17 protein-coding genes and 1 pseudogene are annotated in these 24947 nt (G+C 71.1%); 7 read left to right on the top strand and 11 right to left on the bottom strand.

Annotated elements, in window-relative coordinates; genetic code table 11:
* Window positions 1-76 precede the first annotated feature (76 nt).
* The 4 genes from OG900_01435 to OG900_01420 form a co-directional block, all read right to left on the bottom strand.
* Window positions 77-907 (bottom strand): rRNA methyltransferase, encoded by an 831-nt coding sequence (locus tag OG900_01435; GenBank protein ID WUH88919.1) that lies wholly within the window; start codon window positions 905-907, stop codon window positions 77-79.
* Between the two features lie 373 nt (window positions 908-1280).
* On the bottom strand, window positions 1281-1847 hold the full coding sequence (locus OG900_01430) for a type 1 glutamine amidotransferase (GenBank protein ID WUH88918.1): 567 nt from the start codon (window positions 1845-1847) through the stop codon (window positions 1281-1283).
* 70 nt (window positions 1848-1917) lie between these two features.
* Entirely contained in the window at window positions 1918-2046 is a 129-nt protein-coding gene (locus tag OG900_01425) for an LPFR motif small protein (protein ID WUH88917.1), read from the bottom strand.
* 468 nt (window positions 2047-2514) lie between these two features.
* Entirely contained in the window at window positions 2515-3537 is a 1023-nt protein-coding gene (locus tag OG900_01420; protein WUH88916.1) for an LLM class flavin-dependent oxidoreductase, read from the bottom strand.
* Between the two features lie 1250 nt (window positions 3538-4787).
* On the opposite strand from OG900_01420, the gene OG900_01415 reads away from it, so the two are divergent.
* Complete coding sequence (locus tag OG900_01415; GenBank protein ID WUH88915.1) at window positions 4788-5816, top strand: LuxR C-terminal-related transcriptional regulator; 1029 nt, start codon at window positions 4788-4790, stop codon at window positions 5814-5816.
* A 111-nt stretch (window positions 5817-5927) separates the two neighbouring features.
* Here OG900_01415 and OG900_01410 read toward each other — a convergent pair whose 3' ends face one another.
* Window positions 5928-10184: a carboxypeptidase regulatory-like domain-containing protein gene (locus tag OG900_01410; GenBank protein WUH88914.1), complete on the bottom strand. Its 4257-nt coding sequence runs from the start codon at window positions 10182-10184 to the stop codon at window positions 5928-5930.
* A 523-nt stretch (window positions 10185-10707) separates the two neighbouring features.
* On the opposite strand from OG900_01410, the gene OG900_01405 reads away from it, so the two are divergent.
* Window positions 10708-14787 carry a carboxypeptidase regulatory-like domain-containing protein gene (locus OG900_01405; GenBank protein ID WUH88913.1) on the top strand — a complete coding sequence of 1360 codons (4080 nt, stop codon included), beginning with the start codon at window positions 10708-10710 and terminating at the stop codon, window positions 14785-14787.
* Between the two features lie 461 nt (window positions 14788-15248).
* On the opposite strand, the gene OG900_01400 is transcribed toward OG900_01405, so the two are convergent.
* The 4 genes from OG900_01400 to OG900_01385 form a co-directional block, all read right to left on the bottom strand.
* Window positions 15249-17267: a family 43 glycosylhydrolase gene (locus OG900_01400; GenBank protein ID WUH88912.1), complete on the bottom strand. Its 2019-nt coding sequence runs from the start codon at window positions 17265-17267 to the stop codon at window positions 15249-15251.
* Between the two features lie 285 nt (window positions 17268-17552).
* On the bottom strand, window positions 17553-17894 hold the full coding sequence (locus OG900_01395) for an STAS domain-containing protein (GenBank protein WUH88911.1): 342 nt from the start codon (window positions 17892-17894) through the stop codon (window positions 17553-17555).
* A 144-nt stretch (window positions 17895-18038) separates the two neighbouring features.
* Window positions 18039-18473: an ATP-binding protein gene (locus tag OG900_01390; protein ID WUH88910.1), complete on the bottom strand. Its 435-nt coding sequence runs from the start codon at window positions 18471-18473 to the stop codon at window positions 18039-18041.
* Between the two features lie 206 nt (window positions 18474-18679).
* Window positions 18680-19312 (bottom strand): type III effector protein, encoded by a 633-nt coding sequence (locus OG900_01385; GenBank protein WUH95580.1) that lies wholly within the window; start codon window positions 19310-19312, stop codon window positions 18680-18682.
* A 129-nt stretch (window positions 19313-19441) separates the two neighbouring features.
* Between OG900_01385 and OG900_01380 the strand changes: the two genes are divergently transcribed.
* Entirely contained in the window at window positions 19442-19873 is a 432-nt protein-coding gene (locus tag OG900_01380) for an Hsp20/alpha crystallin family protein (protein ID WUH88909.1), read from the top strand.
* Between the two features lie 295 nt (window positions 19874-20168).
* Window positions 20169-20549, top strand: a complete 381-nt coding sequence (locus OG900_01375; protein ID WUH95579.1) for a DUF2267 domain-containing protein — start codon at window positions 20169-20171, stop codon at window positions 20547-20549.
* Window positions 20550-20823: 274 nt separating this feature from the next.
* On the opposite strand, the gene OG900_01370 is transcribed toward OG900_01375, so the two are convergent.
* Together OG900_01370 and OG900_01365 are read right to left on the bottom strand one after the other, a co-directional pair.
* The gene (locus OG900_01370; protein ID WUH88908.1) at window positions 20824-21447 is read right to left on the bottom strand and encodes an NAD(P)-binding domain-containing protein; all 624 of its coding nucleotides are present in this window, start codon (window positions 21445-21447) and stop codon (window positions 20824-20826) included.
* A gap of 33 nt (window positions 21448-21480) precedes the next feature.
* Window positions 21481-22215 (bottom strand): SDR family oxidoreductase, encoded by a 735-nt coding sequence (locus tag OG900_01365; GenBank protein ID WUH88907.1) that lies wholly within the window; start codon window positions 22213-22215, stop codon window positions 21481-21483.
* 144 nt (window positions 22216-22359) lie between these two features.
* Here OG900_01365 and OG900_01360 point away from each other — a divergent pair, with 144 nt between their 5' ends.
* The 3 genes and pseudogenes from OG900_01360 (at window position 22360) to OG900_01350 (ending at window position 24936) form a co-directional block, all read left to right on the top strand.
* Window positions 22360-22971, top strand: coding sequence for a TetR/AcrR family transcriptional regulator (locus tag OG900_01360; GenBank protein ID WUH88906.1), 612 nt, complete (start codon window positions 22360-22362; stop codon window positions 22969-22971).
* A 275-nt stretch (window positions 22972-23246) separates the two neighbouring features.
* Window positions 23247-23360, top strand: a pseudogene (locus OG900_01355) (IS5/IS1182 family transposase).
* A gap of 124 nt (window positions 23361-23484) precedes the next feature.
* On the top strand, window positions 23485-24936 hold the full coding sequence (locus OG900_01350) for a transposase (protein WUH88905.1): 1452 nt from the start codon (window positions 23485-23487) through the stop codon (window positions 24934-24936).
* The last annotated feature ends 11 nt before the right edge of the window (window positions 24937-24947 follow it).

Below are 24947 nucleotides of genomic sequence, written 5' to 3'. Positions count from 1 at the left end.
GGCAGACCGGAACCAGCGTTGTCGGGGTGCTCGGCGTGCGACCTTCCCCGAGGCGTCGCGGCCCGCGGGGTGAAGCTCAGCGCTTCGCGGCGGCGAGCCGCTGCCGCGAGGCCTCGTAGAGGACCGCTGTGGCGGCGTTCGCGGCGTTCAGCGAACTCGCCGCCCCCGCCATCGGGATGCCGACCATGTGGTCGCACAGGTCGCGCCACGTACTGCTGAGCCCGTTGGTCTCGTTGCCGATCAGCAGCAGGACCGGCTGGGTGAAGTCGAAGTCGAAGACGTCGCAGTCACCGTGCTCGTCGGTGCCGACCAGCACGACGTTCCTGCCACGGGCCCGCTGGACGTCCAGCCAGTCCGTCACCTCCCGCGGGGACGGCACGCGGACCGCGGGCAGGGCGAAGACCGAACCGGTGCTGGCCCGGACCGACTTCGGGTCGTAGACGTCGGCGGCGTGGCCGGTCACTATCAGGCCGTCCGCGCCGAAGGCGTCGGCGGAACGGATGATGCTCCCTATGTTCCCCGGCCCCGCGGGCCGGTCGAAGACCACGCCGAGGAAGCCGTCCCCGACCGCTATCCGTCCGAGGTCGTCGGCGGGCATCTCCACCACCGCGACGATCTCGGGCGGGTCCTCGTTCTTCCCGCCGAGGTCGGCCAGCATGTCGGAGGCCATGGCGACCCGCTCGGCCCGCACCGTGCGCAGCAGGTCCTCGGCCCAGCGCGAGAGCTTCCGCCTGCCGTCGAAAATGAGCGTGTGAACGGGCCAGGCGTGTTCCACCGCGAGCGTGATCGGTCGTACGCCCTGCACGAGGAATTCCCGTGCCCGCTGCCTCCTGCCGCGGTTGGTGAGCAGCGACTCCCACTGTTGGAACCGGGCATTGCGGGACGTGACCCGCTGGGCGGCCGGCATCCGTCCTCCCTCCCCCAGACGACTCCTGCGCGAAGCGCCGAGCCCCGCGAGAGCGCGCCGGCGCGCGACCACGCTACACGGCGATGAGCCCGGCGGCCCCGACTCCCGCCGGTGCAGGCCGACTTGCCCGGAACACGGTCCGCCCGAGACGCCCGTCAGGGACGAGATTCGCCCACCCCATCTGTCTCCCCCCGGAGTCGGAGGGCTTCTCGTGGGCGGTACAGCCGGAACGGCCCGTAGCCCCGCGAGGACGACCTCCGACTCGGTTCGGCCCGGCCCAGCCATGGGACGGTCGCCGGCCCAGCCCGGATGTCGCTCGGTGTCGACGGAGACCCTGGACGCTCGGAAGCCTCCGACCGGGAGGCGGGCCGTGTCAGGGAGACGTGACGAGCGCCTTCTCGAGCTCGCGGAGGAAGTCGTCCAGGTCATCGGGAGTACGGGAGGTGACCAGTGTCCAGCCGTCGGTGTCGTCGCTGACCACGGAAGTGTCGACCCAGGCGCCGCCCGCGTTGCGGATGTCCGTGCGCAGGGAGGGATAGGACGTCAGGGTCTTGCCGCCGACCACGTCGGCATCTATCAGCGTCCACGGGGCATGGCAGATCGCGGCTACGGGGCGGCCCGAGGCGACGAAGGCGCGGATCGTCTCGACGGCCTTGTCCTCGGTCCTGAGGCTGTCGGCGTTCAGGGCGCCGCCCGGTAGCAGCAGCAGGTCGTAGCGGGCCGGGTCGGCCGCCTCCAGGGTGAGTGTGGGGGTGACCACCGCGCCGGGTTCCTTGTCGCCCACCAGCGTCTGCACCGGCTCGTCGGAAACCGCTGCCACGTCGACCTCGGCCCCGTTCTTGCGCAGGTGGTCGACCGGGACGACCAGCTCGTCCTGCTCGACCCCGTAGTTCGTCACCACCGCGAGTACGGTGCGTCCTTGAAGATCGTCCTTGGCCATGACCTGCTCCTCTCCTGTCCTGGTGGCTGCTGCCGCCCTCTCCGCGGGGGGATACGCAGCCGGTCGGAGCTCAGTGGTGTCCGTGCGCTGTGTCGGACGCTCCGCCGAAGAGGCGGGCGAGAGCACGGAAAGGCAGCGTCACCACCGTGGCGACAGCACTGCCGATCTTGCCGAGTACATCTGCGATGGCCTTGAGCACGGCTTGTCCTTCCTCCGCCCGTGACCGGGCTTCTCCGGCACCCCTATCGTGCCCTTCGCGACTCGGCTACCCAGAAAGCGGCCACGCATGGGGCGCGCTCGCGATTCCGGACTGGCGTGACCGGTGCGCACAGCCGGATGCGGAGCGCAGAGCCGGATGCGGAGCGCGACAACGGCCTGCACAAGCGGCTGCGTGAGCTCCTGGCTCGCTTGGAGGCGGCAGGCCACCACGACGAGTACGTGCCCTTCCCGGACAACCTGTCCACGCATCCCGGCCCGAGGGCAGAACGGGCGCGTCACCTCGGCATCCGGGGCCTCGCGTCCGCCCCGCTCCCAGGAAGGGCGAGGCTGGGAAGGTGGACTTCACGCCGCGGGGGATCGGCGGCCCCGCTGACATGGCGTGGGAACCTCTGGCTGATCGGCGCGCCGGCATCCGACCGCTTGCGGTCACGAGCCCCGCGGCCCGCGACTACCGCCAGCCGAGGTCGGGGGCGACGTGGGTGAGGATGCTCTCCAGGACGTGGGCGTTGTAGTCGACCCCGAGCTGGTTCGGAATGGTCAGCAGCACGGTGTCCGCGGCCTGGATCGCCTCGTCCTCCTGGAGCAGCTTCACCAGTTCGTCCGGCTCGCCGGCGTACGAGCGGCCGAAGACCGCCCTGGTCTTCTCGTCGATCATCCCGACCTGGTCCTGCGAGTTGCGGTCGCGGCCGAAGTAGGCGCGGTCGGTGTCACTGGTCAGCGCGAAGATGCTGCGGCTGACCGAGACGCGCGGCTCGCGCTCATGGCCGGCCTCCTTGTACGCCGCGCGGTACGCCTCGATCTGCTTGCGCTGCTGTACGTGCAACGGCTCGCCCGTCTCGTCGTCCTTCAGCGTGGAGCTCTGCAGGTTCATCCCCAGCTTCGCCGCCCAGACCGAGGTCGCGTTCGAACCGGAGCCCCACCAGATCCGGTCGCGCAGCCCGGCGGAGTGCGGCTCGACACGCAGCAGCCCCGGCGGGTTGGGGAACATCGGCCGCGGGTTCGGACGGGCGAAGCCCTCGCCCTCGATCACCTTGAGGAACGCCTCCGCGTGCCGCCGGGCCATGTCCGCGTCGGTCTCCCCCTCGGCAGGCGCGTACCCGAAGTACCGCCAGCCCTCGATCACCTGCTCCGGTGACCCACGGCTGATGCCCAGCTGCAGTCTGCCACCCGAGATGAGGTCGGCCGCGCCGGCGTCCTCCGCCATGTACAGCGGGTTCTCGTACCGCATGTCGATCACGCCGGTACCGATCTCGATCCTCGACGTGCGCGCGCCGATGGCCGACAGCAAGGGGAACGGGCTCCCCGCCTGCTCCGCGAAGTGGTGCACCCGGAAGTACGCGCCGTCCACCCCCAGCTCCTCCGCCGCGACCGCGAGGTCGATCGACTGGTGCAGGAAGTCGGCGGCGGAGCGCGTCTGCGAGTGCACACTGGGCGACCAGTGCCCGAACGAGAGAAATCCGATCTTCTTCACACCAGGTCATAGCGTGTGAAGGCCCTCGTTGATTCCCCCCCACGCATCACGACGAGTACACCAGGCGGGCGCCCGGGGCAGGAGGCTCGGCCCGCCCCGATGTCACTCCGAAGTGGGACACCACGGGCTATTACGGATCTGGCCGACGGCAAGGGCTGAATACTCTCGGTCATGGGGATCAACGCGCGGGCCCGGCGGGACGGTCTGGTCTATCTGGTACTCGCGGTCGGCGGGGCGGCCGGGGCGCTGGTCAACGCGGCGGCCTACGCGGTGGGCGGTGCGCTGGCCGGTGGCAGCGGGCCCCCGTCGGCGGCGCACGGACCGGAGCACCACGCGGGGCCCGTACCGGCGATCCGGATGCGGTGGGTCTGGGACCGGCGGGGGTTCGCGATCGGCCTCGCGGGCGGGTCGGCCATCGGTCTCACCCACCTCGCCGCGTTGCGCCTCCACCGCGGTCGGCACCGCGGTCGGTATGGCGCTTCTGCTCTGCTACGGAGCCCAGTACCCGCTGGGCGGCGGGATGCGCTACGGCATCGGCCGTGACGTGTCCGACGGGCACGGGCTGACGCTGGGATCGGTCCAGCTCCAGATGCGGGTCGTGGCCTACGGCGTGACGGTGGGGCTGGGAGCCGCCGTCGGCCTGACAGCCTGGTGGTACGAGACCCTCTCCCGCCACTACCTGGCCTCGCGCAAGCGCGTACCGACGGATCTCGCGGCCTTCCTGGCCGACGCCCATGAACTCCGTGGCGTGCTGAGGCAGGTCGGGGCTGTCTACCAGTTCCGGCACATCGACGTACAACACCGCCCGGCGCAGGCGGCACCGGCCGGACCGCCCGCGCCGGCGGGAGGGCGGACCGCCGTTCCCCGTGCCCGGCCGACGCGGCCGAGGCCGGACGGGCCGGGAGCGTCGGCACCGCGGACGGCGCGAACTCCTGGGACTGCGGCGCGCTCGAACCGGGGACGTGGGCTGCCGGCTCCGCCGAGACCGAGGATCGTCTTGAGGGGGCCGACCGGCGCGAGCAGCGTGTCGGCCTGGGCGTCGCTGATGTACAGGTACCGCACCGTCACCGCGGAAGCCTGTCGCGCCGCGGCTTCAGGGGTCCACGGACGCCACGTCCCTCCGTCGGCCCCGCAGGACGCCGGAACCCCGGCCGCGGGGACGGTCCGTCGCCGCCCACCAGGCACCATGTCCAAAGGTCTCACCTTCAACCAAACGGTCTGCTTGAGCTACCGTTTGGTCGGAGGTGGCCATGCTGGAAGTTCTCGGTCTGGATCAGCCAGCCGAAACGCTGTATTTCGTCCTCGTCGACAACCTGCCCCTGCCCATCGAGGAGTTGGCCCGCCGCACCGGCATCGAGCCCGAGGCGGTGGCCGCTGCCATGGTCCATCTGGAGGACGGCGGGCTCGTCTCCCGGCTGCCCGGCAGCCCGGCCTGCTACACGGCGCTGCCACCCGGGCACGCCGTCGAGGTGCTCCTGCTGGCCAGGGAGCGGGACATCCACCGGGTGCGCGCCCTGACCGAGCTCCTGACCGAGCGGCACCGCGACGCGCGCCGTGACCGCGACTCGGCCTCGCTGATCCAGGTCATCAACGGCCGTGACGGCGTCGCCCGTTGCGGGCAGCAGCTGTTCAACCGCGCGGAGAAGGAGATCCGCGGCATCGACGCGCCGCCCTACGCCGAGGCCCGCGACGGCGGACGGGTCAACTCCGCGGCCATGATCGCCAGTCGGGGTGTGCGCAGCCGGTTCATCCACGCCCGCGACAGCCTCAACACCCCCGGTGCGATGGAGCGGGCGGAGGAGGACATCGCGGCGGGCGAGGAGGTGCGCTTCGTGCCGGAGGCGCCGATGAAGCTGATCATCGCCGACGACCAGGCGGCGCTGATCCCGCTGATGGCCACCCCGCAGGTGCTCGACGCGTGCATCCTGGTCCACCCCTCGGCGCTGCTCGACGCGTTGTCCTCGCTGTTCGAGTCGCTGTGGGCACAGGCGCAGCCGTACATGCCGGGGCGCATCGCGCCGGTCGGCGAGGACGAGTTCGTCAACGACGAGGAGCGGCGGATCATCTCGATGCTCGCGATGGGGATGCCGGACGAGACCATCGCACGCCAACTCGGCATCGGCCACCGCACGGTGCAGCGCAGGGTCCAGGCGCTGCTCACCCGGCTCGGCGCCGCCAGCCGGTTCCAGGCGGGTGTGCTCGCCGCCAGTAGAGGCTGGTGGCTTCCGGAACCGCCGAGGGGCGCCCCACCCGCTGACGGGCGGGGACCGGACCGCTGAATCCGCCCCCGGACCCCGCCAGCCGTGGCTCGCGGGGACGCCGGACCACCTGCCGGACGGTCCGGCGGACGTGCGCCGGCGGCCGCACCGCGGTGCGGCCGCCGGGCACTGTCACTGACGCAGCAGGGCGAAGTCCGCTGTCACCGCGCCGTCCTTGACGACGCGCACGGTGCGGGTCGCCGGGCGGTAGCCGGTCGCCGCGACGATGACCGTGAGCGGGTTGTTCCTGGCCGGCAGCCACAGCGCGTAGCTGCCGTCGCGGCCGGTGGTGAGGGAGAGGTCGCCGTTCTTGGAGTCGACCTCGACCACCGCGCCCGCCAGCGGCGCGCGCGTACCGTCGCTGAGCGTGCCGGTCACCGTGCCGGTCAGCAGGCCCCATCCGGCGGGCGGGACCACCGTCATGGCGACCGGCAGGGAGACCGAGCCGTACGGGGTGTCGCTGTCGACGATCAGCGCGGCCCGGTGGGTGCCCGCGTCCGCCGAGGTCATCGCCGTGGCGTCCAGGGTCAGCCGCACCGTGACCGAACCGCCGCCCTTGACCGTCAGCTTCGGCGCCGAGGGGGTGAGCCACGGCACGTCGGCGTGCGGCTGGTCGTAGCCGGTCAGCTTCTGAACCGACGCCTGCGGGACGCTGTAGGCGTTCGCCCCGCCGATCACGTACCAGCCCGGCGCGGACTGGGCGTCGAGCACCGGCTCGGCCAGGTTCGGCAGCGCCGACCAGGAGTCCGTGGCCGGATCGTAGGCGTGGGCCTCGTTGGTGAGCGCGCCGGTGCTCACCTGCGCGCCGCCGCCCACCAGCAGCCTGCCGTCGGCCGCGGTGCCGGTGGCACCCCACAGGTCGGTGGGTGCGTCGGCGACCCGGTGCCAGGACGTGCCGGCCGGGTCGAGCGCGTAGGTGTGGACGGTGTCCTGCGGGGCCTGGCCGTCGGGCTGGTAGACCCCTCCCGAGCAGTAGACGACCCCGTCGACGGTGCCGCACGCCGGGAAGGAGACCGGCTCGGGGTAGGGCGCACCGGCCGACCAGGTGTCGGTCGCGGGGTCGTAGACCTGGACGTCGTTGAAGCCGCAGTTGGCCTGGACGCAGCCGCCGATGACATACAGCTTGTCGCCGGCCACCGCCGAGCCCGAGGCGCCGTAGGCGGTCGGCACGTCGGCGGTCTGGGACCAGGCGTCGGTCGCCGGGTCGTAGACCTCGCTGCCCGGGATCGGGTTGCCCGCCGCGTCGCGCCCGCTCGTGACGTACAGCTTGCCGCGGATGAAGCCGTAAGCCGGGGCGAAGCGCTTGGTCGTGGGGGCGGCGAGCGTCTTCCACCCACCCGTCGCCGCGTCGTAGGAACCGAAGGAGCCGTTCCACACCCCGCCCGGCGACTCGCCGAGTCCGGCGTAGAGCGTGCCGTGGTCCACGGCGGCGACGCCGCCGAAGGAGGCTGCGGGCAGGTCGGCGAGCGGCTGCCACGCCTGGTCGGCCGGCGTGTCGCCGGCCGTCGCGGCCGCGGCGGGCGGCGACGAAGCCGCCGGCGCGGCCTTGAACAGGGTGTCGGGCGTCAGCGCGGAGGGTGTCCTGCGCGCCGCGGGGCCGGACACGCCCGCCTTGGGCCCGCCCAGGCCCTGCTCGCCGAGCGAGAAGGTGGCGGGCGAGCCGCCGGTGTTGCGCACCTTGACGTCGACGGTCCTGCTGTCCGCCCAGGCGACGTTCGCGCTCACCGCGGAGACGCTGTACTGCAGTTGCGCGGGGTGCAGTGCGAAGTCGGCCGAGGTGACCGCTCCGGGTCGCACGTCCGCCTTGGCGGTGACCGCCGGATAGCCGAAGCCCGGCAGGCCGGCGGTGAACTGCTGCTTGCCGGTCCGGCTGGAGAACATCCAGTACAGGCCGTCGGCCACGGCCGGGTCGCCCGGCGAGGCCACGCTGCGGCCGGAGTCGGACGGGGTGGCGACACCCCTCACCGTGGCGCCGAGCACGCCGGCACCGGTGTTGGCGTCGGTCACCCGGCCCACGAGCAGCCCGCCGGGCCGGGCGACCAGGGTCGGGGTGCCCACGGCGACGTCGTCGATCTGCCAGATGCCGGTGAGCGAGCCGGTGAAGTGGAAGCGCAACCGCACCGAGGACTTCCCGGCGTAGGCGTCCAGGGGCACATCCTGGTGGGAGGGACCGCCTATGACGTCGGTGTGGTGCCACACCGTGGTCCACGTGGCACCGCCGTCGGTGCTGGCGTCGACATCGGCGGTCAGGGCGTCCAGCCGGTAGAGCGAGGGCAGGGCGGTGTCGAACTGCAGCTCGGGCTTGGTCTGGTCGCTGAAGTCGTAGGCGGGACTGATGAGTTCGGTGTCGGCGGGTGCCCAGCCGAGGGCGTAGTCGTCGACCTCGGCGAAGCGGCCGGTCGCGCCGGTCTGGTTGCCCCGGTTCAGCGGGTCGTCGAACTGCCAGCCGCCGGCCGCGGTGTTGTTCTTGACCGTCCAGCCGCCGGGCGCCGCGGAGGCGGCGAAGGGCTCCAGACCGCCGCCGCGGTAGTCCATCTCGTAGCCGGGCGGGAGTGCGCCGGTGGTGTTGACCGGCAGGGCGAGGTCGGCGGTGTCCGGGCCGGTGCCCACGGCGACGGTGGCGTCGGCCGGCCGGTAGCCGGGGTAGAGCGAGGTCGCGTGCAGGGTGTAGGTCCGGTTCATCGGGACCCGCACCGAGTAGCGGCCGGTGGCCGGGTCGGTGAACACCGACCCGGGCACGCCGTCCACGGTGAGCTCGGCGTACAGCCCCCAGCCGTGCTGTCCGCCGTCCTTGACCGTGCCGGAGATCGTCTGCGAGGGCACGGCCGCCAGGCCGACGTTCTCGGTGAGCGCCGCACCGTCGTCGACGCGCACCTGGCCGAGGTCCTTGTCGGCGTACCCGAACGCCGAGACGCTCAACGGGTAGGAGCCCGCCGGGATGTCGAGCCGGTAGCGGCCCTGGGCGTCGGTGGTCGCCCGGTAGTCGCCGAGGCTGACCGTCGCGCCGGACAGCGCCGCCCCGGTGCCGGCGTCGGTCACGGCGCCGCTGACGGTGCCGTGCGGGCCGGGCTTGAAGGCGGCCGTGCCGATGGGCGTGCCGAGGCCGGTCGGGCCGTCGTAGCCGGGCTGCGCGGCGCAGGTGTACGCGGGCGTGCAGTCCGGCACCGGGCCGTAGCCGCACGAGCCGTCGGGGCAGCTGGCGTCGTCGCCGCGCGTCACGTCGTTGAGGGCACCCGGCTGCTGGTAGGGGTACGCGGCGGGGTAGGTGCCCTCGACCGGCGTGCCGGCCAGCGCGTAGACGCCGGCGATGATCGGCGCCGACGCGGAGGTGCCGCCGTAGACGTTCCAGCCGCTGTCGGAGAAGGAGTTGTAGACCGCCACACCGGTGGCCGGGTCGGCGACCGCGCTGACGTCGGCGACGGAGCGCCCGGCGCAGTCGACCCCGGACTGGAAGGACGGCTTGGGTTCCACGTCCGAGCAGCCCGAGCCGGTGGCGCCCCAGTGCGGTCCGTCGGCGTTGTAGGACACGCGGTTCCAGACGGACTCGTCCCAGCCGCGGGCGCTGCCGTCGCGGACCAGCGACGTACCGCCCACCGACGTGACGTAGGGCGACGACGCCGGGTAGCTGACGCCGTAGCCGTCGTCGCCGGAGCTGAAGACCACCGCGACGCCCGGGTGGTTGAAGTACGCCTCGTCGTAGGCCAGGTTGTCCGTGCTGTCGTCGTACGCGCCCCAGGAGTTGGAGACGTACTTCGCGCCCAGGGACACGGCCGTGTTCACCGCGGTGCCCAGGTCGTCGGACGTGGTCGCGTCGGCCTCGACCAGCAGGATGTGGGCCTGCGGCGCGACGGCCGAGACCATGTCCAGGTCCAGCGATATCTCAGAGGCCCAGCCCTCGTCGGCCGCGGGGTAGGCGGCGCCGCCGTGCTCGTCGACCTTGCGGAAGCAGCCGTTGTCGCCGGTGCAGGCGGGCAGGCCGTACTGCGCGCGGTAGACCGCGAGGTCGGACTCGGCGTTCGGGTTGTCGTAGGCGTCGACGATCGCGATGGTCGCACCGGCCCCGCCGTCGGCCGGCAGGTCGTAGGCCGACCGCAGGTCGGCGGGCGCGTAGCCGTCCGGTGCCAGGCCGGCCCCTGTGGCGTCGCGCCGCACGCCGAGCGCGGCGGTGTGGTCGGTGCGGCGGAGCGTGAAGCAGGTGAAGTGTCCGGGTTTGGGCGTGCCGCAGGCCGGTTCCGCGGTCGCCTTCCCGGTGGAGGCGGTGGCCGGGGGCGGTGCGGCGAGTGCCTGCTGGGGCAGCAGGACCGCCAGGACGGCGAGGACGGCGGCGGCAGCGGCTGCTATGCGCCGCAGCGTACGCGCTCGGCCCGCGGAAGAGCGTGGGGCTGGCAAGGGGACTCCAGACAGTGACGACAGCGGAGGCTCATGGCTGGTCGGTGGATCCTGGGGGGATGGACGCAGAACGGCGGGGGGCACACGGAAGCAGACTGACCAGCACAAACTTCCAACCGGCGTGATCCGCGGGTCAATGCTGACCCCTGGCGGCTTGCCGCCGTGACGTGTTCACGCCCCGAGAGGGGCCGGTGGGAATCAGGGGACTCGTTGTCGCGTCAACGAGTCCGTTTCGTCGCGGAGTTCGCACCGTATTCCCACAGAAACCCCCATCAACTTCGGTCCGTTCATGAGCGGTTCGGCTCACGCCCCTGACGCTCGGTCACGTAGCATCACTCCTGGTAGCTGTTGACATGGCTTGAACATGACTCGCCTAATAACTCCCGGTGATTGCACGCGCATTCACCGTCGTCCCAGAGCCCGTACACGGGTCGACCCCTGCAAGAACGCATGGAGTCACACGTTGCGCATTTCCACGAGAACCAGACCACCTCTCCGGCGGACGATCTTCGCCGGCCTGGCTGTGGCCAGTGCCACCGCACTGGCCGTCCTGGGAGTCCAGGCTCCGGCCGGGGCCGCCGCGCCCGCCGCCGCGTCCCCGGCCGCAGCCACCGACGGACACCCGCTCCTGGAGCCGTCCTGCACCACTCCCGGCAAGGGCGAATTCACCTGCTACGCCCTGCGCCGCGCCGACATCAAGCCGGTCAAGGGCATCACCCCGGCCGCCGTCACCCCCAGCGGCTGGGGGGCGCCCGACCTGCAGAGCGCCTACAGCCTCCCGACGGACGGCGGCGCAGGTCAGACCGTCGCCATCGTCGACGCCTTCGACGACCCTAACGCCGAGGCCGACCTCGCGATCTACCGCCAGCAGTACGGGCTGCCGGCCTGTACGACAGCCAACGGCTGCTTCAGCAAGGTGGACCAGCGAGGCGGGAGCAGCTACCCGTCCCCCGACCCCGGCTGGGCCGGTGAGATCTCGCTCGACCTGGACATGGTCTCCGCGGTCGCGCCCTACGCGCACATCCTGCTGGTCGAGGCCGACGACAACGGCTTCGAGAACCTCGGCGCGTCGGTGGACGAGGCCGTCGCGCTCGGCGCGAAGTTCGTCTCCAACTCCTATGGCAGCGACTACCGCGGCGGCAACGGCGAGGACCCCTCCGAGGCGACCGCCTTCGACGCCTACTTCAACCACCCGGGCGTCGCGGTGACCGTCTCGACCGGCGACTACGCGTACGGCGTCGGCTACCCCGCCGCCTCGCAGTACGTCACCGCCGTCGGCGGCACCACGCTGACCCGCGACCCGGGTACCGCCCGCGGCTGGACGGAGTCGGCCTGGAGCGACGCCGGTTCCGGCTGCTCCCTCTACGAACCCAAGCCCGCCTTCCAGAAGGACACCGGCTGCGCCAACCGCGCGCTCGCCGACGTCTCCGCGGTGGCCGAGGGCGTCGCGGTCTACCAGACCTACGGCGCCGGCGGCTGGTCGGTCTACGGCGGCACGAGTGTCTCGTCGCCGATCATCGCGAGCGTCTACGCCGACGCGGGAACCCCCGTGGCGGGCTCGTACCCCAACTCGTACCCGTACGCGGCGTCCTCAGGGGTCAACGACATCACCACGGGCTCCAACGGCTCGTGCTCGCCGGCGTATCTGTGCACCGGGGGCGCCGGCTACGACGGACCGACCGGCCTGGGCACGCCCAGCGGCCTGGCCGCCTTCCGCAGCGGTCCGCACGGTGAACTGACCGGCACCGTCGCGGATTCCGCCACGGGCAAGCCGATCTCCGGTGCCACGATCAGCGCCGGCACCAATGTCGCGCACAGCGACGCGGCGGGGACCTACGACCTCTCCGTCCCCGTCGGCACCTACGACGTGACCGTGGACGCCTTCGGCTACGCCACCACGACCGACAAGGCCGTGGCGGTCGCCGACGGCTCCACCCTCACCAAGGACTACACCCTGACCTCGGTGCAGAGCCGGACCGTGTCCGGCAAGGTCACCGACGGCTCAGGACACGGCTGGCCGCTCTACGCCAAGATCACCGCGGACGGTGTCCCCGGCTCGGTGTGGACCGACCCCGCCACGGGCTCGTACTCCCTGTCGCTGCCCCAGGGGCACGACTACACGCTGCACGTGGCGGCGAACGATCCCGGCTACCAGACCGTCACCAAGACCGTCACGATCGGTGACAGTGCGGCGAGCCTGAACCTCTCCGTGCCCGTTGACACCTGGGCGGGCACCGCCCGCGGCTACACCCAGCGTCTGGCCGGCCCGACCGAGACGTTCGACTCCACCGACGCCGCCCCGCAGGGCTGGAGCGTCGTCAACGCCGAAGGCACCACCGGCGGCTGGGAGTTCGACGACCCGGGTTCGCGCGGCAACAAGACGGGCGGCGACGGCGCGTTCGCGGTGGCCGACAGCGACCACTTCGGCGGGTCCGCCAGCCAGGACACCCAACTGGTGAGCCCGGTCTACGACTTCACCGGCAAGAACTCGCCCGAACTCGCCTTCGACACCGAGTACACCTCGATCGGCGGCCAGACCGCCGAGGTCGACGCCACCTCGGACGGCGGCGCGACCTGGACCAAGGTCTGGGCCACCGCCTCGGGGATCACCGGACCGGCCAGGTTCGAGGTGCCGCTCACCGACTTCGCCGGCAAGGCCGCCGTGCAGGTGCGGTTCCACTTCACCTCGCACTTCGGCTGGTGGTGGTCGGTCGACGACGTCTTCGTCGGCAACCGCGAACTGACCACGGTCCCCGGCGCCCTCGTCGTGGGCACCGTGTCCGACGCCAACACCTCCGACGGCGTGGTCGGCGCAACGGTCACCAGCCAGGACGACACCGCCCAGAGCGCCACCACCGTCGCCACCCCCGACGACCCCGACCTCGGCGACGGCTTCTACTCCCTGTTCTCCAGCACCTTCGGCAGCCACGCCTTCAACGCCGCCAAGAGCCACTACACCACCAAGGCCAAGACGGTGAAGGTGAGCGCGGACAGCGCCGTCGAGGCGAACTTCCCGCTCAAGGCCGGCCGGCTCAAGGTCACCCCGGGCACGGTCGACGCCACCGTCGGCTGGGGCGCGAAGACCACCCGGCAGCTCACGGTGAAGAACACCGGCGGCGCTCCCGCCACGATCAAGTTCGGCGAGCGCTCCGGCGGCTTCCAGGTCCAGGAGCAGGGCGCCCCGCTCAGGACGGTCAAGGGCACCTTCTCCCCGCTGTCCAGCAAGGCGCACCCGTCCGGCGGCACCCCGCCGTCGACCGCGGGACCGTCGGACGACGCCTGGCAGACCGCCCCGGACTTCCCCGAAGCCGTGATGGACAACGCCGTCGGCACCTATGACGGCAAGGTCTACTCCGCCTTCGGCTACACCGGCTCCGCCGACAGCAAGGACATCTACGTCCTCGACCCGTCCGCCGGCGGCTGGACGAAGCTGGCCCCGGCGGCCGACACCCGGGAGGCCGCGGCGCACGGCTTCATCGACGGCAAGTTCTACGCCGTCGGCGGATGGGGCGCATCCGGCAGTCCCGACCCGAAACTGGAGGTCTACGACCCCGCCGGCGACAGCTGGACCATCGGCGCCCCGGCGCCCAAGCCCTACGCCGGATCGGGTAGCGCGGTCCTCGACGGCAAGCTCTACATGATCGGCGGCTGCGGCGCGAGCGCCTGCGGCACCACCGACGCCGCCGCCTACGACCCGGCCACCGACAGCTGGACGGCCATCGCCCCCTACCCGGAGCCGATCTCCTGGCAGTCCTGCGCGGCCATCGACGGCCGGCTGTACTGTGCGGGCGGCTTCTCCGGCGACTCCGAGGTCGCGCACGCCTACGTGTACGACCCGGCGGGCGACAGCTGGTCGCCGGTGGCAGACCTGCCCGCTCCGCAGTGGGCCTCCGCCTCCGCCTCCGCCAACGGCCTGCTGCTGCTCTCCGGCGGCATCAGCCAGAACGCCCTGACCAACCGCGGCTACGCCTTCGACCCGACCTCCGGCACGTGGAGCGCCCTGCCGAACGCCAACGTCCCGACGTACAGGGGCGGCGGCGCGGCCGGCTTCTACAAGGTCGGCGGCGGCGACGCACCCGGCTCGCCGGTCGCCGCGGTGGAGTTGCTCCCCGGCTACGCACAGGAAGGCTCCGCCGACGTCAGCTGGCTGAGCGAGGGCACGCAGGAGCTCACGCTGCAGCCCGGCGCGAGCTCGGCGGTCACCGTCACGCTGGACGCCTCGGTTTCCGAGATCACCCAGCCCGGTGACTTCACCGCCCAGGTCACCGCGGGCAGCGACACGCCGTACCCGGTGGCCGCGATTCCGGTCAGCCTGCACGTCGACCCGCCCAAGACCTGGGGCAAGACGAACGGCACCGTCTACGGCGTCACCGCGACCGGCGGCACCGCCCCGCTGGCCGGAGCCACCGTCCAGGTCGACAGCTGGGCGTCGACGTACACGTTGACGACGGCGGCCGACGGCACCTACGCCCTGTGGCTGGACACCCGCAACAACCCGCTGACGGTCATCGTCGCCAAGGACGGCTACCAGCCGACCGTGGCGACGGTGAAGATCAAGAAGGGAGTCGCGGTCATCACGGACTTCACGCTCAAGAGGAAGTAGCGCGGGCATGTCGTGACCGACCGGTGCCCGCCACCGCTCACAGTCCTCACCCCCGACTGGCGCAGTCGGTTCGCGCCGCATCTCGGACGGCTTTCCGTTCGGGGGCGGGGACGTGGCCCAGCCAGTCCAAGGCCATGCGCAGGCAGGCCATGCAGCAGATCCGAGGGGCCCAGAACGCGTACTCCTCTCAGGGTGTCGTAGCCCAGGACGCGGCAGATCAGCAGGACAGACCCCGGCGCGCAACCCGGCGGAACGGCCGGGATTCCCTCGGATGTCCGACCCGGTGCCTTGCCTCTCGCATGTGAGCGCTAACGGTCACGGCCCTCACGCTGAGTGCGGAGGGAGCGCGCCGGCTGCCGGGGGAGGCCCGTTCGGCGCGGCATCTGCGCGGCATGGCGCGGGAGCCGGCACCCGCGCGCCTCCGCGCGGGTGCCGGCTCGTTCAACGGCGCACCGGGGGGGTCAGGGCGTGGACAGGGTGAACTGGCCGACCTTGACGGAGCCTCCGAGCGCCTGCGTCGCGTAGTTGAAGAGCGCGAACCGGTACCCCATGAAGAACTGCCAGCTGTTGTCCATCGTGAAGCCCGGCCCGAAGGCGGTGAAGTTGACGCCGTCGGTGCTGTAGGAGAAGTGCCCCTGCCTGCCGGTGCCCGGATGGATGTCGGCGTTGACGCGCAGCCAGACCTTGCCTCCGGACAGTGCTGTGCTCGCGACCTCCGTGCCGGTGCTGGTGGTGTTCCAACTGCCGTCCATGGTGATGTTGTTGGTCATCACCAGACGGGCGGTGCCGTTGTCGCGTTTGACGCCGATCCAGGCCGAGGAGTTGCGCAGCAGCGCGAGTCCTGCCCGGTCCCCGTCGTGCATGCCCGAGTAGTCCAGTGGGACCGTCGCGGTGGACGTGGGTCCCAGGATCCGGTGGGTCAAGGTGTTGCGTGCCGAGTACAGATCGTTGGTCACCGTAGCGGTCTGCAGGGTCAGGCCGTTGTTCGCGGACCACTTGGTGTTGTCGGGGTTGTGGTTCCACTCCCACTCGGGTCCGAGAGCGGGCCCGGTGAAGGTGTCGGTGCCCGTGGGGGATTTCACCTCACGCGGCGGGGCGGGCACGTTCGGGTACGGATAGGTGGTACCCCAGCCGCCGTTGACGGTCTGGAGCACCGGCCATCCGCTGGAGTTCCACTTGATGGGGGCCAGCACCGGGACGCGTCCGCCGGGGTAGGAGTCGACGAAGGCCATGTAGTACCAGTCGCCGTTCTGCGTCTGCACGATCCCGCCCTGGTGCGGAACGCCACCGCCGACGATGGGGGTGCCGACGTTGTTGAGCAGCGGTTGTTCGGTGTAGGGGCCGAAGGGGCCGTTGGTGGACTTCAGGACGTATTCGGCGTTGGCCGGGTGGTCGACGAGGATGTAGTAGGCGCCGCCCACCTTGTACATCCGGTTGCCCTCGGTCGTTCCGGTGCTGGACGGATCGGTGAACACCGCCTGGCTGCGGACCTGGCTCAGCCCGTCGGCCGACAGCTGGGCGACATAGTGGGTGCCGCTGCCGTAGGCGACGTACATGGTGTCGTTGTCGTCGACGAGCATCCCGGCGTCGTAGTAGCAGTTGTTGATCACCGAACCCCGTGTCCAGGGGCCCTCGACCGAGGACGCGGTGTACATGTACGTCTTGTTGAAGTCGATGCAGCCTCCCCAGTAGAACTTCCCGTTGCTCTTGCGGTAGTTCAGGAACGAGGCCCACACGCCGTCGACGTAGGCGCGCCCGTTGCCGTTCAGGTTGTACTTCTCGCCGAAGTCGAGCGAGGGCACCGAGTGGCCGGCGAACTCCCAGTGGACCAGGTCGTAGGAGCGCAGGATCGGCGCCCCGGGCGAGTAGTGCATCGTCGAGGCCGAGTAGTAGTAGGTGTCACCCACCCGCAGGACGTCCGCATCGGCGAGGTCCTCCCAGAGCACGGGGTTGCTGAACGTCGACGGGGGACTCGTCGGCGGCGTGGTGGGGGGAGTCGTGGGGGGCGTGGTCGGCGGTGTGGTGGGCGGTGTGGTCGGCGGCGTGGTGGTGACGCCGCCGGTGCAGGTGGTCCCGTTGAGGGTGAACGCGGTGGGGACCGGGTTGGTGGCGGTATAGGCGCCGTTGAAGCCGAAGGTGGTGGATCCGCCGGTGGCCAGGCTGCCGTTGTAGGAAGCGTTGGTCACGGTGACCTGGGTGCCGCTCTGAGTGTAGGAGCCGCTCCACAGCTGGGTGATGCTCTGCCCGGTGGCGAAGGACCACGTCAGCTGCCAGCTGGTGATCGGTTGACCGAGGTTGGTAACGCTCACATTCGCGCCGAAGCCACCTGGCCACGTATTCGTGATGCTGTAGTCGACCTGGCAGCCGCTCGCCGCCTGTGCCGACGTCGCCACGAACGAGACTCCCACGGCGGCCAGCGCCGTGGAGACCAGGCCGATCAGCCACGTTCTGAAGTGCAGTCTTCTGCGTTTGCGATCCACGAGATTCTCCCTGAGAGTACTCATCGTGAGGGGCTGTTGTTAGCGCTCACACACGAAGATGGGGGGATGCAGGGATTTACGGGGCCGCCCAGGTGGCATTCCTGTGCGGCACAGGGGATTCAGCGTGGCACGCGTCACGGAAGCCCCGCAAGAGGTCGACCGGCGGCGCCGGTCCGTGACGTGGCGCACCGTGTGGCACGGTCCCGGTAGTGCGGAAGGTGAACGCGATCGGCACGGGGCTGTCCCAGGGCACTCGTCCCAAGCTTGAGCGGACTGCCGAGGGGGTTATGTCTGCAGGGCGGCGTGAAGTGTCGGGTAGACGTCGATGACGTGGTCCACGCCGACGATCTCCATGGCGCGCAGTGGCGCCCCGGGAATGCTGCTCAGGCGTAGCCAGCCGCCCGCGGCGTGCAGGGTCCGGTTGCCGTGGAGCAGGGCGGCGATCCCGGTGGAGTCGATGAACGAGATGTAGGAGAAGTCGACGACCGCGCAGGGCAGCCGGCCGGTCGCGGTCAGGACCTCCTGAAGGGCGGGGGCGCTGTTGTAGTCGAGCTCTCCGGCCGGAGTGACCACCGTGATGCCCCGGGGGGTGACAGCGGTGTTGATCCGCAGGCGTTCGCTGAACAATGTGCCACCTTTCCGGCTTTCCGGGCGGTTGCGGTGCCGCCGACCACGAGTGCGGCCCCGGGATCAGCCCAGTGCCGGTCTCCGGCCGGTGTCGACTTCCCCCGGATGGGTCGGGCCCGCAGGATCGGACTTGGGGGAGAGGATTCAGAGGACCGACAGGTGCGCACGGACGGTCTTGCCGCGCTCGGTGGTCGAGGTGTCGACCCTGGTACACAAGGCCAGCACGATCTCCAGGCCGTGCTGGCCCAGACGCTGAGGCCCGAAGGTCTGCGGTTGCGGGGCCTGTGCGGAGGTGTCGGACACGGCGATCTGCAGCAGGCCGTCGTGCATGTCCAGGGCGAGGGTGCAGGGGCCGGGCGCGTGCCGTACGGCATTGGTGACCAGTTCACTCACCACCAGCAGCGCGTCCCCCCGCTTCACATCGGCCACCGCGACACCCCGCACCACGGCACGGTCCAGAAACGCCCCGGTGAAATCACGGGCCTCCCCGATCACCGGCGACCGGCCGCCGTACCAGACCGCCGCCCGCAGCCGGGCCTGCCGGGACATCGTGCTCCCCGCCTGCTCACTCTCCCGCATCGCAGCCCCTCCGCTTCGAGCAATGGCTGACGACCATGAAGCCACCGCCACGCGCTGCCCGTCATGTGCTCCATCGCCGTGTCGGCATGACGTGTTGTCCAAGGCGTCTGCCCGCTGGGAGGGATCTCAGCCGCCTCCGCCCCCCTGTCTGTCCGACTGCCCACAGGCCCGGCACCACCGGCGGGCGGCTGGATTGTTGACTCGCACTACGGGGTTGTGAGGGTGTCGAGCCGGGCGGCGAGGTCGGGGTGGGCGGCGACAAGGTGGGGGCGGGCGGCGGTCAAGGGGGCGATGAGTTCCGCGGGGTCGTCGCGGGCGAGGGCCGCGTGGAGGTCGCTGACGGGGCGGCGGGCAGCGGGCGGCAGTCCGGTGAGTGCGGTGATCTGGCCGGCGAGGCGGCGCAGGTCCGCGGCGTTACGGCGGGCCCAGGTCGCGGTGGTGCGGTCGGCTGCGCGGGCCTGGCGGGTGGCCTGGACGCGCTGCTCGCCGGTGGTCCCGGCCGGGCCGGGGCGGCCGCGCAGGTAGCGGCGCTCGGCGGCCTGGCGGCTGGCGACTCCGAGCGGATGGGCGAGATCGGCCCAGCTGGCGCCGGCGGCGCGGGCTGTTTCGATCAGGCCGGTCTCCCATCCGGCCAGCTGCTCGCGGACCTGCCGCAGAAGCATCAGGGAGGCCAGGGCCTCGTCCGGGCCGGGACCGGGAGCGTCGGGGGCGTTCGGGAGGTTGTTCCGGGCGGCGCGCAGGGCGTCGTCTATGGCGTTGAGGGCCGCCGCCGCGGCAAGGAACGACGCGAGGCTCTCGGCGTCGGTGCCGGGCGAGGACGGCTGGTCGGCCGGGGTCACGGACAGCTCCCTCGGGGGTGTCATCAGAGAGACGACATCATGTTTGTCATCCATTGGATGACATGTTACAACAGTGTCAGTGAGGCGTATCGGCAGCAACTGCCTGAACCTGCTGGAGGTGTTTTCACGATGTTGATGCGCACTGACCCCTTCCGTGAGCTGGACCGGCTGGCCCAACAGCTGATGGGCCCGGGCACCTGGTCGAGGCCGTCGGCGATGCCGATGGACGCCTACCGCGAGGGCGACGAGTATGTGGTGGCCTTCGACCTCCCCGGCGTCACCGCCGACGCAATCGACATCGACGTCGAGCGGAACATGCTCACCGTCAAGGCCGAGCGCCGGCCGGTGGCGAAGGCCGACGACGTGCAGATGGAACTGTCCGAGCGGCCGCTGGGCGCCTTCTCCCGCCAGATCGCGCTCGCCGACACCCTCGACACCGAACACATCAAGGCCGACTACGACGCAGGTGTGCTCACCCTGCGCATCCCGATTGCCGAGCGCGCCAAGCCCCGCAAGATCTCCATCGGCGTCGGATCCGGCCACAAGGAGATCTCCGGCTGACACGGGCCCGACAGGTGCGGAGGACGGGCAACTGATCCCTCCCCCGACCCGCCCTCCGCACCCCCGAAATCCGTCCCCAGCTCGCGGCACGCCTGCCGGAGGGCATCGCCCTGATCCTGCTCCGGTTCCCGCCGGCTGCGACCTCCTCTTCGGCCGCCCCCGGCCCACTTGACCATCGGTGCCGCGCACCGGCACCACTTCGCCCTGGCTCCACGAAAGGCATCCACCGCAGTGATCACCGACGTGTGCGAACCGCTTGAATACCAGCAGCCGTACGGGAACGGCGTACGAGCAGATGCTGGAGAAGGTCCGCTACGAAGGCGCCTACCCCACCCGCGAGCGAGCCGACGACGCCGTCCGCCTGGTCCTGGCGGGACTGGGACGCCAGCTGATCGGAAACGAACGCGTCGACCTGGCCGCCCGTCTGCCCCGGGAGGCCGCACGTATCCTGACCGCACAGATCCCTGACACCAGGCCGCTGACCGGATGGGCCTTCGTCAAGGACCTCGCCGCCCGCTCCGACGCCTCCCTGGCCACCACCCGCTGGGACACCGGCTCCGTCTTCGCGGCCGTCGCCGCCCACGCCGGCCCCGACCTTGTCACCCGCATCCTCCACCAGCTCCCCACGGGCTACGCGCTGCTGTTCGGCCGCGCCGAACTCACCCCGGCCGCGTAAAAGCGGCGCCCGGCGCCCGGGGCCGCACGCAAGAGGATCCCGCCCGGATCCCTTCTGACCGGGCTTGACGAAGTCCCCGATTCGCGCGATCGGGGACTTCCCCCTTGGCCGGTCACCGTCCCGGCCATGCAGGCAATCCTCGGCGCGCTCTCCCGGACGCGGAGAACCGTCTGCTGCGCCGGCGGCTCGACGACCGCACCGGCGTCGTCCGGACGCCGGCCACGCGATCCCGGTGACCTTGCCGAGCGCCTTCGGTGATCCGTCAACCGTGTGCTCAGGCGGGAAGTTCGGTGATGCTGAGGGCGAAGTCCGCGTTCCCCACCCCGTGGTTGGCGAGGCCTACCGTGACCACGCCCGCTCCTTCCAGCCAGTGCGCCATTTTCAGGCTGCCGACGTCCAGCGGGCGCAGTCCGAGGGTCTCGACGAACGCCTCCACGCTTGCCTTGGCCTGCGCGCTGTCGCCGGCGATGAAGACGTCGGGTCGGCCCTTCTCCAGGACATGGCGGAAGACGGTGTTGAACGCCTTCACCACGCCGGCGCCGGCCGGGGCTGCCTTGGCGACTTCCTGCGCGATCGAGGTCTCCTCGCGATGGGCCAGCCCGTCGAGCGTGGGATTGAAGGGATTGCTGATGTCGACGATGACTTTGCCCGCGAGAGCGTCTCCGTACCGGGCGACGGCCGGCACGACGCCGTCGTGCAGCAGGGCCATGATGACGATGTTCCCGGCCGGGGCGGCGCCCCATTCTCCTGTCGTGGTGCCGCCGCCGAGAGCCTTGGCCAGGCCGGCGGCCTTGGACTGATCGCGGCCCATGACCTCGACGGTGTTGCCGCCCGCTATCGCCCGCGCGCCGATGGTGCGGGCCATGTTCCCGGTGCCGATGATGCTGATGGTGCTCATGAGGTGTCCTGCCCTGGTTGTGTGTTGTTCGGCTCAGATGGCGGTGGTGCCGCCGTCGGCGACGAGTTCCATGCCGTTGACGTAGCTGGAGTCGTCGGAGGCGAGGAAGAGGGCGGCGGTGGCGATCTCGTCGGGGCGGCCCATCTGGCCGCGGGGGATGAGGGACTCGAAGTGGCGCTTGGTGGCCTCGTCGAAGAGTTCCTCCTGCTTGGCGGTGGCGACCTGGCCGGGGGTCAGGACGTTGACGCGGATGCGGCGGTCCTTGAGTTCGTTGAGCCAGATGCGGGCCCATGCCTGCTGGACGGCCTTGCTGCCGGCGTAGACGCTCCAGCCGGGGAAGGCGCCGAGGGAGGCGTTGGAGCCGGTCATGAGGATGGAGCCGCCGTCGTTGAGGAGCGGAAGGGCCTTCTGGACGGTGAACAGGGTGCCGCGGGCGTTGAGCCCGAACCAGGTGTCGAACTGGGCCTCGGTGATCTCGCCGAGCGGGGCGGGCTCGCCCCCGCCGGCGCTGGCCCACAGCACGTCGAGGCTGCCCTTCTCCCGCTCGACCGTGTCGTACAGGCGGTCCAGGTCGTCCAGGTCGGCGGCGTCGCCCTGGACGCCGGTGACATTGCGGCCGATCCGCTTCACTGCCTCGTCCAGGGCATCCTGGCGGCGGCCGGTGATGAAGACGTGCGCTCCCTCGTCGACGAAGAGCTTCGCGCCGGCCAGCGCCATTCCGGTGCTGCCGCCGGTGATGACCGCGACCTTGCCGTCAAGCTTCCCCATGATCGCTCCCTTGAGTCGGTGGTGCCGTGCGTAGCTGGGACGATGGGGTTATGTACACCGCCCTGTGTGCTTACGGTACGGGGCGGCGGGCCGGGGCGCAAACTATGTACACCGGTCGTTACCCGACTGGGGTACCATGGGCCCATGACGGAGTTGGAGAAGGGCCCCACGGGCCGCCGCCGCGGCCGGGGCGCCCGCGAGCGCATCCTGGGCGCGTCCCAGCAGCTGTTCCGAGAGCAGGGCATCAACCGCACCGGCATGGACCAGCTTTGCGCGGCGGCCGAGGTGTCCAAGCGCACGGCCTACCAGCACTTCACCGGCAAGGACGAACTCGTCGCCGAGTACCTGCGCCGGTTCGACCCCTCCGTTCTGTCCGGCGTGTTCGACCGCACCGACCTCACACCCCGCGAACGGCTCCTCGCCGCCTTCGACATCCCCCCCACCACGCCCCTGTGCCCCTACATCGCCGCCGCCGTCGAACTCCACGACCCCCAGCACCCCGCATCCCAGTACGCGCGCGAGTACAAGAAGGCCGTCGCCGCGCGGCTCGCCGACACCGCCCGCGAAGCCGGCGCCGCCGACCCTGAACAGCTCGGCGAGCAGCTCGCGCTGCTCATCGACGGTGCCGCGGCACGCACCCGGGTCCTCGACGCCGACGCCTTCCCCACCGCCGCCGCCATCGCCGCCGTCCTCATCGACAGCGCCATCCCCGCCACAGCCGACGACGACCGGCGACCGGAGGAAGTGCCGAGTTGACTTGGCACCCCGCGGCGGGGCTGGGCGCGTCGCCGATCGGGCGTATGCATGCGGTCGACCGCCCGCACCCGCTGGAACAGACCCCGCGGGGTGCGAACCAGGGGCTCAGCGACGGGAGCGGACGCCGGACGTGACCCCACATCCAGGCGTTCCCACACACGTCGCCACCGCATCCGCGATCTTCCTCAGCTCCACCGCGCCGGCCTCCGCCGTGGGCGGAATCGCCGGAGGCATCGGATCGTCCGCCGTCGGGCTGCCCCGCACATTCCGCCGACATCACCGTGCACCTGGACGCCGGCTACGACTCGGACAAGACCCGCGCGCTGCTCAGCGAACGTGGCCCGCACGGGCGCATCGCGCACAAGGGGGAGAAGGCGCCCATCCAGGCCAGCTTGGCGTTTAACCTCGCCGAGTCACCTGACCTGCTGATCTTGGTCTCTTCGTGAGACAGCGGGACGGCCGTTCTTCACGCTTCGAGGTGTCAAGCAACGTCGCGTGAAGGAACGGCCGCTGGTGAAGAGTCTGACCTCTGCAGGTCCCGCTGATGCTGCGCTGGACGTGCTGTCCCACTTTCGTGTCCAGTTCTACGACTGCCTCTACACCCGGGCGGATGCGCTATTCGAGCTCACCGACGCGGTCCTCTGCGCGGACGGCCCGGTGAAGTCCCTGGCCGAGTTGACCCTCACGGCCGAGCACCGGCGCGGGCACGGAGCGATGTACGACGCGGTCAACCACGGCTGGCTGGAACCACGTCGCCTGCGCAGACTGCTGGCATCCACGCCGCTGCCGCGTGCAGCCGACGGGCGGATCGTGCTGGCGGTCGACGTGAGCAACTGGCTGCGGCCCGACGCCCCGACCAGCTCGGACCTGCTCTTCTGCCATGTCTACGGGCGGGGCCGCAGTGCCGACCAGTTCATCCCCGGCTGGCCCTACTCCTTTGTCGCCGCCCTGGAAACCGGGCGCACATCGTGGACCGCCATGCTGGACGCGATCCGGCTGGGCCCGGCCGACGACGCCACCGCGGTGACCGCCGCCCAGCTCCGCGACGTCTTCACCCGCCTCCTGCGAGCCGGCCAGTGGAAGGTCGGTGACCCGGACATCCGGGTCGTCATGGACGCCGGCTACGACGTCACCCGCCTCGCCTACGTCCTGGCCGATCTGCCCGTCGAGCTGGTCGGACGCCTGCGCTCGGACCGGGTGATGCTCCGCGACGCCGGCCCCCGCCGCTCCACCCCGGGTGGCGGGCAGCCCCGCAAGCACGGCGGTGTCCTCACCTTCTCCAAGCCCGACTCCTGGCACACCCCCGACCAGACCACCGCCCGGGACACCACCCGCTACGGGACAGCCGAAGCCCTCGCCTGGGACCGGATGCACCCCCGCATTCAGGCACGCGGCCCCTGGCTCGACCACTGCGGCGAACTCCCACTGATCCACGGCACGTTGATCCGCCTGAAGGTCGAGCACCTGCCCGGCGACCGCGACCCGAAACCGGTCTGGTTGTGGTCCTCGCGCACCTCGATGACCGGCACGGACGTCGACCTGCGCCGGCAGGCATTCCTGCGGCGCTTCGACCTGGAGCACACCTTCCGGCTGTTCAAGCAGACCCTCGGCTGGACCGTCCCCAAGATCCGCGACCCGGCGACCGCGGACTTGTGGACCTGGCTGATCATTGCCGCCCACACCCAACTCCGCCTCGCCCGGCCCCTCGCCGAAGACCTCCGCCGCCCCTGGGAACGACCGGCCCAGCCCCGCCGACTCACCCCCGCACGCGTCCGCCGAGGGTTCCGCCACCTCCGCGCGAAGACCACCCGCCCCGCAGCCGTGCCCCAACCCACCCGACCAGGCCCCGGACGCCCACCCGGTTCACAAAACCGCAGGCCAGCACCACACTACGAGCCCGGGAAAACCATCAAACGCGTCGCAACCCTCACCGAACACGTCCGCCTGAAACAGCAACAGGGATAAACGCCAAGCTC

This window comes from Streptomyces sp. NBC_00433 (genome assembly GCA_036015235.1).
In the GTDB taxonomy this organism is placed as follows: domain Bacteria; phylum Actinomycetota; class Actinomycetes; order Streptomycetales; family Streptomycetaceae; genus Actinacidiphila.
Note: the sequence above shows the minus strand (reverse complement) of the source record. Positions and strands in the feature narration are given on the sequence as shown.

Coding starts and splice junctions, on each gene's coding strand:
- OG900_01435 (WUH88919.1), bottom strand. CDS start 907: ATGCCGGCCGCCCAGCGGGTCACGTCCCGCAATGCCCGGTTCCAACAG.
- OG900_01430 (WUH88918.1), bottom strand. CDS start 1,847: ATGGCCAAGGACGATCTTCAAGGACGCACCGTACTCGCGGTGGTGACG.
- OG900_01415 (WUH88915.1), top strand. CDS start 4,788: ATGCTGGAAGTTCTCGGTCTGGATCAGCCAGCCGAAACGCTGTATTTC.
- OG900_01390 (WUH88910.1), bottom strand. CDS start 18,473: ATGCGGGAGAGTGAGCAGGCGGGGAGCACGATGTCCCGGCAGGCCCGG.
- OG900_01380 (WUH88909.1), top strand. CDS start 19,442: ATGTTGATGCGCACTGACCCCTTCCGTGAGCTGGACCGGCTGGCCCAA.
- OG900_01375 (WUH95579.1), top strand. CDS start 20,169: ATGCTGGAGAAGGTCCGCTACGAAGGCGCCTACCCCACCCGCGAGCGA.
- OG900_01370 (WUH88908.1), bottom strand. CDS start 21,447: ATGAGCACCATCAGCATCATCGGCACCGGGAACATGGCCCGCACCATC.
- OG900_01365 (WUH88907.1), bottom strand. CDS start 22,215: ATGGGGAAGCTTGACGGCAAGGTCGCGGTCATCACCGGCGGCAGCACC.
- OG900_01360 (WUH88906.1), top strand. CDS start 22,360: ATGACGGAGTTGGAGAAGGGCCCCACGGGCCGCCGCCGCGGCCGGGGC.